At 68.3% G+C, this 13,041-nt stretch carries 16 protein-coding genes; 12 read left to right on the forward strand and 4 right to left on the reverse strand.

Annotated elements, in window-relative coordinates:
* Positions 1-73: 73 nt before the first annotated feature.
* Both M1M07_RS07975 and M1M07_RS07980 read left to right on the forward strand, forming a co-directional pair.
* Positions 74-1,075 (forward strand): glycosyltransferase, encoded by a 1,002-nt coding sequence (locus M1M07_RS07975; protein ID WP_197251612.1) that lies wholly within the window; start codon positions 74-76, stop codon positions 1,073-1,075.
* Between the two features lie 2 nt (positions 1,076-1,077).
* The gene (locus M1M07_RS07980) at positions 1,078-2,046 is read left to right on the forward strand and encodes an NAD(P)-dependent oxidoreductase (RefSeq protein WP_197251597.1); all 969 of its coding nucleotides are present in this window, start codon (positions 1,078-1,080) and stop codon (positions 2,044-2,046) included.
* Here the strand turns inward: M1M07_RS07980 and rfbB are convergent.
* A complete protein-coding gene (gene rfbB, locus M1M07_RS07985) occupies positions 2,004-3,020 on the reverse strand; it encodes a dTDP-glucose 4,6-dehydratase (protein ID WP_248673815.1) in 1,017 nt (338 codons plus the stop codon). The two genes, M1M07_RS07980 and rfbB, sit on opposite strands and share 43 nt — an antisense overlap.
* Positions 3,021-3,085: 65 nt before the next feature.
* Between rfbB and rfbA the strand changes: the two genes are divergently transcribed.
* Genes rfbA through M1M07_RS08000 form a run of 3 tightly spaced genes read left to right on the forward strand, consistent with a single transcriptional unit; the run spans position 3,086 to position 5,018 of the window.
* Positions 3,086-3,958, forward strand: a complete 873-nt coding sequence (gene rfbA, locus M1M07_RS07990; protein ID WP_197251595.1) for a glucose-1-phosphate thymidylyltransferase RfbA — start codon at positions 3,086-3,088, stop codon at positions 3,956-3,958.
* Between the two features lie 2 nt (positions 3,959-3,960).
* On the forward strand, positions 3,961-4,548 hold the full coding sequence (gene rfbC / locus M1M07_RS07995; protein WP_197251594.1) for a dTDP-4-dehydrorhamnose 3,5-epimerase: 588 nt from the start codon (positions 3,961-3,963) through the stop codon (positions 4,546-4,548).
* Entirely contained in the window at positions 4,545-5,018 is a 474-nt protein-coding gene (locus M1M07_RS08000; RefSeq protein WP_197251593.1) for a GtrA family protein, read from the forward strand. Before rfbC ends, M1M07_RS08000 begins: the two co-directional genes overlap by 4 nt.
* 24 nt (positions 5,019-5,042) lie before the next feature.
* On the opposite strand, the gene M1M07_RS08005 is transcribed toward M1M07_RS08000, so the two are convergent.
* A complete protein-coding gene (locus M1M07_RS08005) occupies positions 5,043-5,588 on the reverse strand; it encodes a GtrA family protein (RefSeq protein ID WP_269437587.1) in 546 nt (181 codons plus the stop codon).
* Between M1M07_RS08005 and M1M07_RS08010 the strand changes: the two genes are divergently transcribed.
* The 3 genes from M1M07_RS08010 to M1M07_RS08020 are packed head-to-tail and all read left to right on the forward strand — an operon-like array spanning position 5,587 to position 8,200.
* Positions 5,587-5,964, forward strand: coding sequence for a VOC family protein (locus tag M1M07_RS08010; RefSeq protein WP_197251592.1), 378 nt, complete (start codon positions 5,587-5,589; stop codon positions 5,962-5,964). The genes M1M07_RS08005 and M1M07_RS08010 overlap by 2 nt on opposite strands.
* 50 nt (positions 5,965-6,014) lie before the next feature.
* A complete protein-coding gene (locus M1M07_RS08015; RefSeq protein ID WP_248673816.1) occupies positions 6,015-7,439 on the forward strand; it encodes an FAD-binding oxidoreductase in 1,425 nt (474 codons plus the stop codon).
* Positions 7,439-8,200 carry a decaprenylphospho-beta-D-erythro-pentofuranosid-2-ulose 2-reductase gene (locus M1M07_RS08020; RefSeq protein ID WP_197251589.1) on the forward strand — a complete coding sequence of 254 codons (762 nt, stop codon included), beginning with the start codon at positions 7,439-7,441 and terminating at the stop codon, positions 8,198-8,200. The genes M1M07_RS08015 and M1M07_RS08020 overlap by 1 nt, the downstream gene beginning before the upstream one ends.
* A 55-nt stretch (positions 8,201-8,255) precedes the next feature.
* Here the strand turns inward: M1M07_RS08020 and M1M07_RS08025 are convergent, their stop codons facing one another.
* A complete protein-coding gene (locus M1M07_RS08025; protein WP_197251588.1) occupies positions 8,256-8,576 on the reverse strand; it encodes a hypothetical protein in 321 nt (106 codons plus the stop codon).
* A gap of 204 nt (positions 8,577-8,780) precedes the next feature.
* On the opposite strand from M1M07_RS08025, the gene M1M07_RS08030 reads away from it, so the two are divergent.
* Positions 8,781-10,733, forward strand: a complete 1,953-nt coding sequence (locus M1M07_RS08030) for an arabinofuranosyltransferase (protein WP_248673817.1) — start codon at positions 8,781-8,783, stop codon at positions 10,731-10,733.
* On the opposite strand, the gene M1M07_RS08035 is transcribed toward M1M07_RS08030, so the two are convergent.
* Positions 10,711-11,142, reverse strand: a complete 432-nt coding sequence (locus M1M07_RS08035) for a DoxX family protein (protein ID WP_248673818.1) — start codon at positions 11,140-11,142, stop codon at positions 10,711-10,713. The genes M1M07_RS08030 and M1M07_RS08035 overlap by 23 nt on opposite strands.
* 125 nt (positions 11,143-11,267) lie before the next feature.
* On the opposite strand from M1M07_RS08035, the gene M1M07_RS08040 reads away from it, so the two are divergent.
* From M1M07_RS08040 to M1M07_RS08050, 3 genes are read left to right on the forward strand one after another with little or no spacing between them, the layout of a single operon-like run.
* Entirely contained in the window at positions 11,268-11,588 is a 321-nt protein-coding gene (locus M1M07_RS08040) for an SAV_915 family protein (RefSeq protein ID WP_248673819.1), read from the forward strand.
* Positions 11,585-11,860 carry a hypothetical protein gene (locus M1M07_RS08045; RefSeq protein WP_197251584.1) on the forward strand — a complete coding sequence of 92 codons (276 nt, stop codon included), beginning with the start codon at positions 11,585-11,587 and terminating at the stop codon, positions 11,858-11,860. The genes M1M07_RS08040 and M1M07_RS08045 overlap by 4 nt, the downstream gene beginning before the upstream one ends.
* Positions 11,857-13,017, forward strand: a complete 1,161-nt coding sequence (locus M1M07_RS08050; RefSeq protein WP_248673820.1) for a hypothetical protein — start codon at positions 11,857-11,859, stop codon at positions 13,015-13,017. The genes M1M07_RS08045 and M1M07_RS08050 overlap by 4 nt, the downstream gene beginning before the upstream one ends.
* Positions 13,018-13,041: the final 24 nt, after the last annotated feature.

Consider the following 13,041-nt stretch of genomic DNA (forward strand, 5'->3'; position numbering starts at 1 on the left):
CTGCCCCACCCGACGTATAAACTGCCGAATTGTGAGCAGCGACAACCCGGCGCCGACGGGCACGCCACACCGCGTGTCGATTGTCGTGCCGGTCTACCAGGGCGAACACACCCTCGGTACGTTGCTCGAGCAGATCGTTCCGTGGACCGAGGTCACGCTGACCCCCGGCGGTCGACCCATGGTCGTCGAGGAGGTCCTGCTCGTCCACGACAACGGCCCCGACGACTCGGCTCGTGTCATCCGCGAACTGTCCACGAAGTACCCGTTCGTCGCGGGGGTGTGGCTCAGCCGGAACTTCGGCCAGCATCCGGCGACCCTCGCGGGCATGGCGTCGAGCGGCGGCGAGTGGATCGTCACGCTCGACGAGGACGGCCAGCACGACCCGGCCGCGATCGGTGGCCTGCTCGACACCGCGCTCGACGAGGGCGCGACCGTCGTGTACGCGAAACCGACGAATCCGGCGCCGCACGGCGCGCTGCGGAACGCGGCGTCCCGGGGATCCAAGTGGTTCCTGTCCCGGGCGCTGGCCGTGTCCGACAGCACCGACTATCAGAGTTTCCGCCTGGTGCTGGGCGAGGTGGGACGGTCCCTCGCTGCCTACGCGGGGTCGGAGGCCTACCTCGACGTCGCGCTCGGCTGGATCGCGGGGAAGGTGACCACCAGCCCGGTCGAGCTGCGCGAAGAGCAAGGTCGGGCTTCCGGCTACCGGCTGCGCACCCTGCTCTCGCATTTCTGGCGGATGGTGCTGTCGAGCGGAACCAAGGGCCTGCGCATGGTGAGCCTGCTCGGCGTGGTCCTGGCCACCGGCGGTTTCCTGTGGGCGGTGTGGGTACTGGTGTCCTCCCTGTTCTTCGGCAACCGCATCCCGGTGCAGGGCTGGGCGTCGACGACGGTCATCCTGCTGCTCGGATTCGGGGCCGTGCTGTTCTCCCTCGGGGTGATCGCCGAGTACGTCGGGGTGGCGGTGAAGACGGCGATGGGCAAGCCGCCCTATCTGATCGTCAGCGATCCCGAGGCCGGCCCGCTGGGCCGCACCCAGCGCTATCCCGACCTCGAATCCTTCCGGAGCGGGTAACCGTGCCGGCACCGACCTGGGTCGTCGGAAGCGGAGGACTGCTCGGTTCGTGGGTGACCCGCGAATTGCGTCGCCGCGACGTCCCGGTGACGACGAGCACGGTGCCGTGGGAAGAGTCGGAGCAGGCCCGATCCGTGCTGCTGGCCGATGCGGACCGGTTCGTCCGGAGCACCCGGGGCGGACGGTGGCGGGTCGCGTGGTGCGCCGGTGCGGGCGTGAACGGGACGACTCCGGAAGCCTTCGCGGCCGAGAACGACCTGCTCCGCGACGTGCTCGACGGCCTCGCCCGCGCGTCCGGCGGCAGCGCCGAGAACGGGACGGTGTTCCACGCGTCGTCGGCGGGTGGGGTGTACGCGGCCGCGACGGGCGCGCCGCACTCCGAGCACACCCCCACGGCCCCGCTCGGTCCGTACGGACACGCCAAGCTGGCCGCCGAGGCCGTCATCGCGGATTTCGCCCGCGAGACCGGCGCGACCGCCGTGATCGGGCGCTTCGCGAACCTGTACGGGCCGGGCCAGAACCTGGACAAACCGCAGGGACTCATCTCGCACCTGTGCCGCGGCTATCTCACCGGGACGCCGGTCTCGATCTACGTCTCGATGGACACCCTGCGGGACTACCTGTTCGTCGCCGACGCGGGAGAAATGGTGGCCGACGCGCTGGACCGGGCGGAGGCCGAACCGGGCGGGGTCAGCATCAAGATCTTCGCGTCGGGCCGGTCGGTGACGATCGGCGCGATCCTCGGCGCCTGCCGCACGGTGTTCCGGCGTCGCCCCAATGTGGTGCTGGCGTCGTCGCCGCTCGCGTCGGTGCAGGGCCGGGACCTGCGGTTACGGTCGGTGGTGTGGCCGGAGCTGGACCGTCGCAGCCATCGGCCGCTGCCGGCCGGGATCGCCGCGACGCTGGAGTCGACGCGACGCGCGATGGGTCAGTCGGCGCGGCCGAGTGTGCGCTCGCCGGAGCGGGCGTAGGCCTGTTCGGTCGCGTCCTTCTGCGGACGCCACCAGTCCTCGTGGCTGCGGTACCAGTCGATGGTCGCGGCCAGACCCTCCCGGAAGTTGCGGTAGCACGGTTCCCAGCCGAGTTCGGTGCGCAGCCGGGTCGCGTCGATGGCGTAGCGCAGGTCGTGGCCGGGCCGGTCGGTGACGAAATCGAAGTCGGTACGGTCCTTGCCGCACAGCTCGAGCACGGTCTCGACGACGGTGCGGTTGTTCGTCTCCCCGTCCGCTCCGATCAGGTAGGTCTGCCCGATCTCGCCCTTGTCGATGATCGTCCACACCGCGCGGTTGTGGTCGTCGACGTGGATCCAGTCCCGCACGTTCTCCCCGGTGCCGTACAGCTTGGGCCGGACGCCGTCGATGACGTTGGTGATCTGCCGCGGAATGAACTTCTCCACGTGCTGATAGGGCCCGTAGTTGTTCGAGCAGTTCGAGATGGTCGCGGCCACCCCGAACGAGCGCACCCACGCCCGGACCAGCAGGTCCGAGCCCGCCTTGGTAGAGGAGTACGGGCTCGACGGGTTGTAGGCGGTGGCCTCGGTGAACCGCGCCGGGTCGTCGAGTTCGAGGTCGCCGTACACCTCGTCGGTGGAGATGTGGTGGTAGCGCACCGAGTGCCGGCGCACCGCCTCGAGCAGGGTGAACGTGCCGATCAGATTGGTCTGCACGAACGGCGACGGATCGGCGAGGGAGTTGTCGTTGTGCGATTCGGCGGCGAAGTGCACCACCAGGTCCGACTCGGCCACCAGCGCATCCACGAGGTCCGCGTCGGCGACGTCGCCCTGCACGAAACGGATCCGGTCGGCGACCGGGTCAAGGGAGGCGCGGTTGCCGGCGTAGGTGAGCTTGTCGAGCACCGTCACCTGCGCGTCGGGGCGTTCGGCGACGGTTTGGTGCACGAAGTTCGCGCCGATGAATCCGGCACCGCCGGTGACGAGCAGCCGCATGCGGCAACCCTACCGGGGGCGCGCTCGTTGGTTCGCGTCCGCCCCGGGATGGGAGACTGTCCCTCATGCGCGGAATCATTCTCGCCGGCGGCACCGGGTCTCGGCTCCATCCGATCACGCTGGGAGTGAGCAAGCAGCTCGTTCCGGTCTACGACAAACCGATGATCTACTACCCGCTGTCGACGCTGATGCTCGCCGGGATCCGCGACATCCTGATCATCACCACCCCCGAGGATGCGCCGCAGTTCCAGCGGCTGCTCGGCGACGGCTCCCGCTACGGGGTGAACCTGACCTACAAGGTCCAGCCGGAACCGAACGGCCTGGCCCAGGCGTTCGTCCTCGGCGCCGACCACATCGGCAACGGCGGCGCCGCCCTGGTCCTCGGCGACAACATCTTCTACGGCCCCCGGCTCGGCACCCAGCTCACCCGCTTCGCCGACCTCGACGGCGGTGCGGTGTTCGCCTACCGCGTCTCCGACCCCAGTGCCTACGGCGTGATCGAGTTCGACGCCGACGGCCGGGCGCTGTCGCTCGAGGAGAAGCCCGCCACCCCGAAGTCGAACTTCGCGGTTCCGGGTCTGTACTTCTACGACAACGACGTCGTCGAGATCGCCCGCGGCCTGCGTCCGTCGGACCGCGGCGAATACGAGATCACCGACATCAACCGCACCTACCTCGAGGCCGGCCGGCTCCAGGTCGAGGTACTCCCCCGCGGCACCGCCTGGCTCGACACCGGCACCTTCGACTCACTGCTCGACGCCGGCAACTTCGTCCGTACCATCGAGCAACGCCAGGGCCTCAAGATCGGCGCCCCCGAAGAAGTCGCGTGGCGACTCGGTTTCATCACCGACGACGACCTGCGCGCCCTGGCCGCGCCGCTGGTCAAGTCCGGCTACGGCAGCTATCTGCTCGACCTGCTCGACCGGGAAGGAAACTGACGGTGCACTACCGCGAACTGAAGATCCCCGGGGCCTGGGAGATCACCCCTCGCCAGTTCGGCGACGACCGCGGCGTGTTCTACGAGTGGTTCAAGCAACCCACCTTCACCGACGCCGCCGGTCGCCCACTCGAGCTGGCGCAGGCCAACTGCTCGGTCTCCGCCGCCGGGGTGCTGCGCGGCATCCACTACGCCGACGTCCCGCCGGGCCAGGCAAAATACGTCACCTGCGTCGCCGGGGCGGTGCTCGACGTCGCCGTCGACCTGCGCGTCGGCTCCCCCACCTTCGGACAGTGGGACGCGGTCCTGCTCGACGACGTCGACCGCCGCGCGATCTTCCTGACCGAAGGTCTCGGCCACGCCTTCTGCTCCCTCGCCGACGGCTCGACCGTCGCCTACCTGTGCTCGACCACCTACAACCCCGAGCGCGAACACGAGATCAACCCCTTCGACCCGCAGATCGGCATCGACTGGCCCACCACGGGCCGCGACGGACAACCGCTGCGCTACGAACTCTCGGCGAAGGACCAGGCGGCCCCGTCGCTGGCCGACGCGGTCGCGGCGGGTTCGCTGCCGCGGTTCCAGGGGTGAGTGCGAAGCCGGTGTCCGCTCCCGATCCTGTCCGCGCACCCGGCGGGATGTCGGGGGCGCCCGGCCCGCTCATGCGCCTGTTCCGGAACCAGGCGGTGGCGTTTTTGCTGGTCGGCGCGTTCAACACCGCGCTGGGCACCGCGTGGTTCATCGTCTGGCAGCTCGCCGTCGGCGACACCCTCGGTTACCACTTCGCGATCGTCGCGGGCTACGCGTCGAACGTCCTGTGTGCCTTCTCGACCTACCGCTACCTGGTGTTCCGGGTGCGCGGACACGTGCTGCGGGACCTGTGGCGGTTCGTGACGGTCAACCTGAGCGCGTTCCTGCTGAACCTCGCCCTGATGACCGTGGCCGTCTCGGTGCTCGGGTTCCCGCCGATCCCGTCGCAGATCGTGATCACCCTCGTGACCGCGACCGCGAGTTTCTTCGGCTACCGGGACTTCTCCTTCCGCCGGGCCAAGCGCGGCTGAGCGGCAGGGCCGACTGCCGGCCGATCAGCGGATGCGGAAGATCACCGCGCGCTGCACCACGAAGTTGATCACCGTCGCCGTGCCCTGCGCGACGACGAACGCGAACGGGATACGCCACCACTGGTCGGGCAGCGACTCGTTGAGCAGACGGTTGATCCCGACCTGCGCGAGGAACGTGACCGCGTACAGGATCACCACCGCGACGAACCGCGCGCGGCTCGGTTCCGCCTTGAACGTCCAGCGGCGGTTGATCAGGTAGGCGGTCGTCGTGCCGGCGACGAAGGAGATCGCCTTCGCGAGGTCGCGGGTGACGCCGAGCGCCATGAGCAGCACGTACAGGCCGTAGTCGACGATCGCCGACAGCCCGCCGGTGAGCACGAACCGCACGATCTGGGTCTTCAGGTCGAGAGCTTCGTCCGCGATGTTCTCGGTGACGGGAATCTCAACCGGCAGGGGTGCCCGGTGCTCGGGCTCGGACACGTCGTGGGTTTCGGGCACGACGTCGAGAATAACGCCCAGGTCACGCGAGCCTTGACCTCGAGCCGACTCGAGGTTGCACGATCGGGGCATGGCCGTCGAACTGAACCACACCATCGTCCACGCCAGCGACCGCGACGCCTCGGCCCGGTTCTTGGCCGACATCCTCGGGCTCGCCGCCCCGAAACCGTTCGGCCCGTTCCTGGTCGTGCAGGTCGACAACGACGTCTCGCTGGACTTCATGAGCGACAGCGGGCCCGTCCGGCCCCAGCACTACGCCTTCCTCGTCGGCGAATCCGACTTCGACGCGATCTTCGGACGCATCCGCGAACGCGGCCTCGAGTACTGGGCCGATCCGATGCACCGACGGTCCGGCGAAATCAATACGCACGACGGCGGGCGCGGCGTGTATTGGAACGATCCGGACGGTCACAGCCTCGAGATCATCACGCGACCGTACGGCGGGTGACAAACGGCATCTTGCGGACCTGCCCAGACGCGCGGGTAGCCTCTATGCCGATGTCCACGACAGCTGCAGAGCAGGCGACTGCGCCGCTCCCAACCCAGACCCGCACTCTGACCGGCTGGGGGCGCACTGCGCCGACCACCGCGGAAGTGCTGTCCACCCCCGACGTCGAGCTGATCGCCGCAGCGGTCGCCCGGGTCGCGGAGCAGAACGAGTCGAAGCCGGCGCACCTGCGTCGCGGCGTCATCGCCCGTGGCCTCGGCCGCTCCTACGGCGACCCCGCGCAGAACGCCGGTGGCCTCGTCGTCGACATGACGGCGCTGAACAAGATCCACACGATCGACCGGGACTCCCGGCTCGTCACCGTGGACGGGGGCGTGACCCTCGACCAGCTGATGAAGGCCGCGCTGCCGTTCGGCCTGTGGGTTCCGGTGCTGCCGGGCACCCGGCAGGTCACGATCGGTGGCGCCATCGGCTCCGACATCCACGGCAAGAACCACCACAGCGCGGGCAGCTTCGGCAACCACGTCCGCTCCATGGATCTGCTCACCGCCGACGGCCAGGTCCGCACGATCACCCCCGGCGGCCGCAACTCGAAGCTGTTCTGGGCGACCGTCGGCGGCATGGGCCTGACCGGCATCATCCTGCGCGCGACCATCGAGATGACGCCGACCGAGACGGCGTACTTCATCGCCGACAGCGTGCGCACCTCGGGTCTCGACGAGACGATCGCCCTCCACAGCGACGGCTCCGAGGACAACTACGACTACTCGAGCGCGTGGTTCGACGCGATCTCGGCGCCGCCGAAGCTCGGCCGTGCCGCCGTGTCGCGCGGTTCGCTGGCCAAGCTCGATCAGTTGCCGAAGAAGCTGCAGAAGGATCCGCTGCGGTTCAACGCGCCGACCCTGCTGACACTCCCCGACGTCTTCCCGAACGGTCTGGCGAACAAGTTCGACTTCAGCATCGTCGGCGAGCTGTACTACCGGAAGACGAAGAACGCCACCGGCCAGGTCCAGAATCTGACGCAGTTCTACCACCCGCTCGACCTCTTCGGTGAGTGGAACCGCGCCTACGGTTCCAAGGGCTTCCTGCAGTACCAGTTCGTGGTGCCGCCCGAGGCCGTCGACGAGTTCAAGCGCATCATCGTCGACATTCAGAAGTCCGGGCACTACTCGTTCCTCAACGTGTTCAAGCTGTTCGGTGAGGGCAACAAGGCGCCGCTGAGCTTCCCGATGAAGGGCTGGAACATCTGCGTCGACTTCCCGATCAAGGCGGGCCTGAACGAGTTCGTGACCGAGCTCGACAAGCGCGTCCTCGAATTCGGGGGTCGTCTCTACACGGCGAAGGATTCGCGCACCACCGCCGAGACGTTCCACGCGATGTACCCGCGCATCGGCGAGTGGCTCAAGGTCCGCCGCTCGGTCGACCCCACCAACGTCTTCGCCTCCGATATGTCCAGAAGGTTGGAACTCCACTGATGATCAATGCCGTCGGCAACCCCCAGACCCTGCTGCTGCTCGGTGGCACCTCCGAGATCGGCCTGGCCATCGTGGAGGAGTACCTGCGCAAGGCACCGGCCCGCGTCGTGCTCGCGGCGCTGCCGAACGATCCGCTGCGCGAGTCCGCGGTCGCCCAGGTGAAGGCCGCGGGCGCGACGAAGGTCGACCTGGTCGACTTCGACGCCCTCGACACCGAGAGCCACCCGAAGGTGATCGACGAGGCGTGGGCGGGTGGCGATGTCGACATCGCGATCGTCGCGTTCGCGCTCGACGGCGACCCCGAGGAGCTATGGCAGAACCAGCGCAAGGCCGTGCTCGTCGCGAACGTCAACTACACCGCGTCCGTGTCGGTCGGTGTGCTGGTCGGCGAGAAGATGAAGGCGCAGGGTTTCGGCCGGATCATCGCGATGTCGTCGGTGGCCGGTGAGCGCGTCAAGCGCGCCAACTTCGTGTACGGCTCGACGAAGGCCGGTCTCGACGGCTTCTACCTCGGTCTCGGTGAGGCACTCGCCCCGTTCGGGCCGAAGGTCACCGTGGTGCGACCGGGCATGGTGCGCACCAAGTTCAGCGCCCACGTCAAGGAAGCGCCCCTCACCGTGAACAAGGAGGACGTGGCCGCGCTGGCCGTCGCCGCGTCCGACAAGGGCAAGGAAATCGTGTGGGCGCCGGGGCCGTTCCGCTTCGTGATGGTCGTGCTGCGGCACATCCCGCGCGCGATCTTCCGTAAGCTGCCGGTCTAGAGTTCTTTTCACCGCTGCCCCGCCGGGTTCGATATCCGGCGGGGCGGTCGCGTCTCTACTGCAGGTAGCCGACTCCGGTCGAGAATCCGTCGTTCAGCCCGTAACAGGCGTGGTTGACGTAACCTTCGTTGGTGAAGACGCCGTTCACGTCGCCGCTTTGACCTGGTGCGTTCGACGCGTAGCCGACGCCCGGTTGCCCGACGATGACGCACTGATAGGACTCGACGCCTTCGTTGTCGGACAAATTCCCGTCGATGGGGCCTCCGGGAGGTCCCGGCAGGATCACCGGGTCTGCCGCTGCCTGTGCGGCCCCGGCCACGAGGAGCGGTGCTGCCACGAGTGCAGCGAACAACGCGCGCACGGATGTTCGTCTCATGAGTCCAGCCTTCCGTTCGACTTCACCCGGTGTTTCCGGGCGACCCCCTGACGCGATGGCGGACATGCTCCTGCCGGTGGCGTGTCCGGCCACCGTCGCTTCCATCCAGCATGCAAGGTCAGGTGGGCTCGAGGCCAGCGTTGGCACTACTCGAATCTGCGGTTGCCGCGCCGCGGGCGGCACCACGCGTCCCCCTATGCTCGGATGGTGCTCACCGCTTCCGAAGTAGCCCCCGCACGCCGCGTCGTCTCGGCGCTCACGCAGTTCGCGTGCGCCGCAGTCGTCGCCGCAGTGGTCGCCGCGGTCGGACTGTTCGCGTTCGCGCGGGTGCAGTGGCCGGCGTTCAATTCGTCGAACGTGACGCAGGCGATCACGACGGTGCTGCAGGTCGCGGCGCTGGCGGTGCTCGCGGTGTCGGTGTGGATGCTGCGGCGGCGCCGGTGGCCGTGGGTGGCGCGGGTGCTGTCGTGGGCCGGGCTGTCGGGCCTGGTGACGGCGACGCTGGGGATGCCGCTTGCCGCGACGAAGCTGTATCTGCACGGCGTCTCCGTCGACCAGGAGTTCCGCACCGAGTACCTGACGCGGTTCACGGATTCGGCAGCGCTGCACGACATGACGTACGCGGATCTGCCGCCGTTCTATCCGGCGGGCTGGTTCTGGGTGGGCGGTCGCGTCGCGAACGTGCTCGGCATGGACGGCTGGGAGGCGTTCAAGCCGTACGCGATCGCGTCACTGGCGGTGACGGCGGCGGTGGCCGTCGTGCTGTGGTCGGAGCTGGTGCGGTCGGATCTGGCGGTGCTCGTCGCGACCGCGACGACCGCGATCGTGCTCGCCTACGGCTCCCCCGAGCCGTACGGGGCGATCATCGCGCTGCTGTTGCCCGCCGCCCTGGTGCTGGCGTGGGGCGCTTTCGCGCCGGTGTGCCTTTCTGGCGGCCCTGACCGCCACAAAGGCACACCGCAAGGGACGCGGCAGGGATGGGGCGCCGTGCTGGGGACCGGCCTGTTCCTGGGCCTGGCCGCCACCTTCTACACCCTCTACCTGGGGCTGGCCGCGTTCGCAGTTGTGGTGATGGCCGTGGTGGCCGCGGCGCTCGCGTGGCGCGCGGCCGGCACGTGGCGGGCGGTAGTTCCCGTCGTCGTCCGCCTGGCCGTCATGGCTGCGATCGCGGTCGTGGTCGCGCTCATCGTGTGGCTACCGTTCCTGCTCGAGGTGCTCGGCGGTGCGCAACTCGCCGGGTCCGGCACGGCGACCCACTACCTGCCCGAAGCCGGTGCGCGCCTGCCGCTGCCGATGTTCCATGCCTCGCTCATCGGGTTGCTGTGCCTGCTCGGCACCGTGTGGCTCGTCGGCCGGGCATCGTCGTCGCGGCGGGCGCAGGCACTCGGGCTCGGTGTCGTCGCCGTATACCTGTGGTACCTCGCGTCTCTGGCGCTGACCGCCGTCGGCACCACGCTCCTGGCGTTCCGGCTCGAGGTGATCCTGCTGGTGCTGCTCGGCGCCGCAGGCACTTTCGCGTTCGTCGACTTCACCCGTTGGATCGTGCTGGCCAGCAGCGACAATCCGCGGGTGCGCTGGTCCCTCGTCGCCGTCGGCGCGCTCGGCGCGGTCGCGTTCACCCAGAACATCCCGCAGGTCCTCGCCGGGGAGATCACCGTCGCCTACACCGACACCGACGGCAACGGCGAACGCGCCGACCAGCGACCGCCCGGCGCGGCGTCGTACTTCGCGGAAGTGGACGAGACCATCACCTCGCAGCTCGGCCGCGACCGCCACGACATCGTGGTCCTCACCGCCGACACCACCTTCCTCGCCTACTACCCGTACTACGGATTCCAGGCTCTCACTTCGCATTACGCGAATCCCCTCGCCGATTTCCCGGCACGAGCCGCGGCGATCGCCGAATGGTCGGAACTCGAGACCCCAGACGAACTGCTCGCCGCATGGGACGCCGCGCCGTGGCGGGCCCCCGACGCGGTGGTGTTCCGGCAGAACGCCGAAGGGTACACGCTCCGGCTGGCCGAAGACGTGTACCCGAACGACCCGAACGTGCGCCGCTACACGGTGACGTTCCCGAAGGCGCTGTTCGACGATCCGCGTTTCACGGTGACCGAGGTCGGCCCGTTCGTCGTGGTCACCCGCGCCGGATCGGCATGATCCGCCGGACCCCGAGGTCGCGCAGCCACAGGCCGCCCCACACGAAGATGCCGGTGTAGATCGGGAACAGGGTCGTGCTCACGATCGGCTGCTCGGTCAGCAGATTCGTCGCGACCGCGCCACCGAGATAGCCGGTGAGCAGCACGGCACCGAGGATCGAGGTCGCCGGAACCACGTACGCGATCAGGCACACGAGCAGCACGATGCCGAACACGCGGTTGAGGCTCGGATCGAATCCCAGGTCGGCCATGGCCTCCTGCACCTGGGACGTGTTGAGCACGTGGATCACCGAGTCGAAGAGCAGGAACAGCACGACGAGTCCGCTGACGATCAGCCCGGCGATCCGGGCGCCTTTCGACGGCGCACCATCGGCGGGGGCGGTGCTCGTGAACGTAGAAGTCGAGGTCATGACGGTCTCCTGAGGTCGCATCAGTACGGTCGCGTGTACAGACCGGGCAGCGCACGGAAACTCATCGCGGTTGCGGTATCGTCCCGGGCAGGTCGTACGGGGGTGCGGCGGAATCGGGGGATTCGATGGGGGAAATTCTGTATGTGCCGACCCGTCGGCGCGACGGTTCAGGGCAGGTTCAGCTGGAGATGCGGGCACTGCCCGACGGCCGATTGGCGTTGCCCGCGTACACCTCCCTCCCAGAATTGACCCGCTGCTGCGGCCCACGCCAGGCGTGGATGGGCGTCGACAGCGCCGGGTTGCAGGAAATCCATCGCACCACCGGCTACGACGTCGTCCTCCTCGACGGCAAACAGCCACCACCGCCCCCTCCCCCGTCGGAAGACGAGTACACGCAGCCACGCAGCTGGCTGCGCGACCCGCTCGGACGGGCGGACGCCTCGTGAGCATCGAAATCGGGGATCTCAACGCGGTGGCCCGGCACCTGGCCACCGGAGCCGACGGGATCAACGAACTCGGCTCCGAGAGTGCCGATCTGCCCGACGCCGGAGCATCCACCGCGCTGCTCGCGGAATCCCTGGGTGCGCTCGCGTCCGCGCTGGATCTGGCCGTGCGGTCGCTGGCCAACGCAGCCGATCTGACCCAGAACAATCTGCGCGACTACCAGGAACTCGAAGCACACAACACGCAGAACATCGCCCAGGGCGGTCAGCGGTGAGCATCGACACCCGGGTCTTCGGCGACCCCGCGACCTGCTACACCTGCGCCGACTCGCTCGCCGCTGTCGCTGCCGGCGTGAACCGGCAACTGGCGTCGGCTCGCGCGGGTCGCACCGAGTCGGAGCACGAGTTCATCGGCACCACCGGTGACGAGTTCCGACAACGCCTGGACAGCATCATCTCCGGGACCACCGAGGTCGCCGACCAAACCGACGCGATCGCCACTGCCCTGCGCACCTTCGCCGACCAGCTCGTCACCGCTCGTGCCCGCATGACGCAGGCCGAAACTACCGCGGCGGAAGCAGGTCTGCCGGTGGAGTTCGGGATCGGCATCGGTGAACCGATCGAGATCGATCCGAATTCGTACGACGTTGCACCGCAGGTCCTTCGCGCCCGTCAGGTGGCGGCATACAACGCCGCGCTCGAGCTCGTCGCCGAGGGTCGCGAAATCGAGGGCGTGGCGCACAGCAGGTTCGCGGAGGCGCTCCGCGGTCCGACAACGATCCTGAAAGATGCCGAGGCGCAGTGGGGTTGGCTCTTGGCGTTCGTCGTCACCGGATACATCGGAACCGCAGTCAACGAACTGTCGAAGTGGGGACCGATCGCGGCGAAACAGGCATCGTTGGTGTCCCGGTTCGGTGAACTCGCAGCGGAAGCCGCCCGACTGGGCGACCCGTATCCGGAAGCGGCCGCGGCCAGGGCAATGCGAGCATTCCAGGGGGGAGCCGACGACGCCGCCCGCTTTGCCGCGGAAAACTCCCGGCTGCTCGCGGGACTTGGTGGCAATGGCCTCGTCAACGCTCTCGGTACAAACTTGGATGTAGTTTTCACTGAGGGTTCAGCACTCGCCAAGTTCGGATCAAAGGTTCCGGGAGCAGGCTTGCTCTTGACCATCGGCCAAACAGGATTCGACGTCTACCACGCTGAAGACAGCGACGCAGCGGTCAAAGCCGTCGCCAAGGATGTCGGCGGATTCGTCGCGGGAACCGTCGCAACTGAATTGATCCTCGCCAGTGCAGCCGGCGGGCCGGTCACACTGCTTGCCGTAGGGGCCGGCGTCGGCGTCGCGTTCGGAGTCGGTGAAGTGATCGAACACTGGGACGACATCTCCGGCGCCGCCGGCTCAGCGGCACGCTGGGTCGGCAATCTCTTCTGAGGACCACAAAATGCACGCATCCGA

Source organism: Rhodococcus sp. HM1, from assembly GCF_023218075.1.
Lineage (GTDB): Bacteria > Actinomycetota > Actinomycetes > Mycobacteriales > Mycobacteriaceae > Rhodococcus.

Bases quoted from the DNA above. Each gene is read 5' to 3' on its own strand.
- M1M07_RS08015 (WP_248673816.1), top strand. From the start codon at position 6,015: ATGTCCACGACAGCTGCAGAGCAGGCGACTGCGCCGCTCCCAACCCAG.
- M1M07_RS08005 (WP_269437587.1), bottom strand. From the start codon at position 5,588: ATGCCCCGATCGTGCAACCTCGAGTCGGCTCGAGGTCAAGGCTCGCGT.
- M1M07_RS08010 (WP_197251592.1), top strand. From the start codon at position 5,587: ATGGCCGTCGAACTGAACCACACCATCGTCCACGCCAGCGACCGCGAC.
- M1M07_RS08035 (WP_248673818.1), bottom strand. From the start codon at position 11,142: ATGACCTCGACTTCTACGTTCACGAGCACCGCCCCCGCCGATGGTGCG.
- M1M07_RS08030 (WP_248673817.1), top strand. From the start codon at position 8,781: ATGGTGCTCACCGCTTCCGAAGTAGCCCCCGCACGCCGCGTCGTCTCG.
- M1M07_RS08040 (WP_248673819.1), top strand. From the start codon at position 11,268: ATGGGGGAAATTCTGTATGTGCCGACCCGTCGGCGCGACGGTTCAGGG.
- rfbA (WP_197251595.1), top strand. From the start codon at position 3,086: ATGCGCGGAATCATTCTCGCCGGCGGCACCGGGTCTCGGCTCCATCCG.
- M1M07_RS08025 (WP_197251588.1), bottom strand. From the start codon at position 8,576: ATGAGACGAACATCCGTGCGCGCGTTGTTCGCTGCACTCGTGGCAGCA.
- M1M07_RS08020 (WP_197251589.1), top strand. From the start codon at position 7,439: ATGATCAATGCCGTCGGCAACCCCCAGACCCTGCTGCTGCTCGGTGGC.
- rfbB (WP_248673815.1), bottom strand. From the start codon at position 3,020: ATGCGGCTGCTCGTCACCGGCGGTGCCGGATTCATCGGCGCGAACTTC.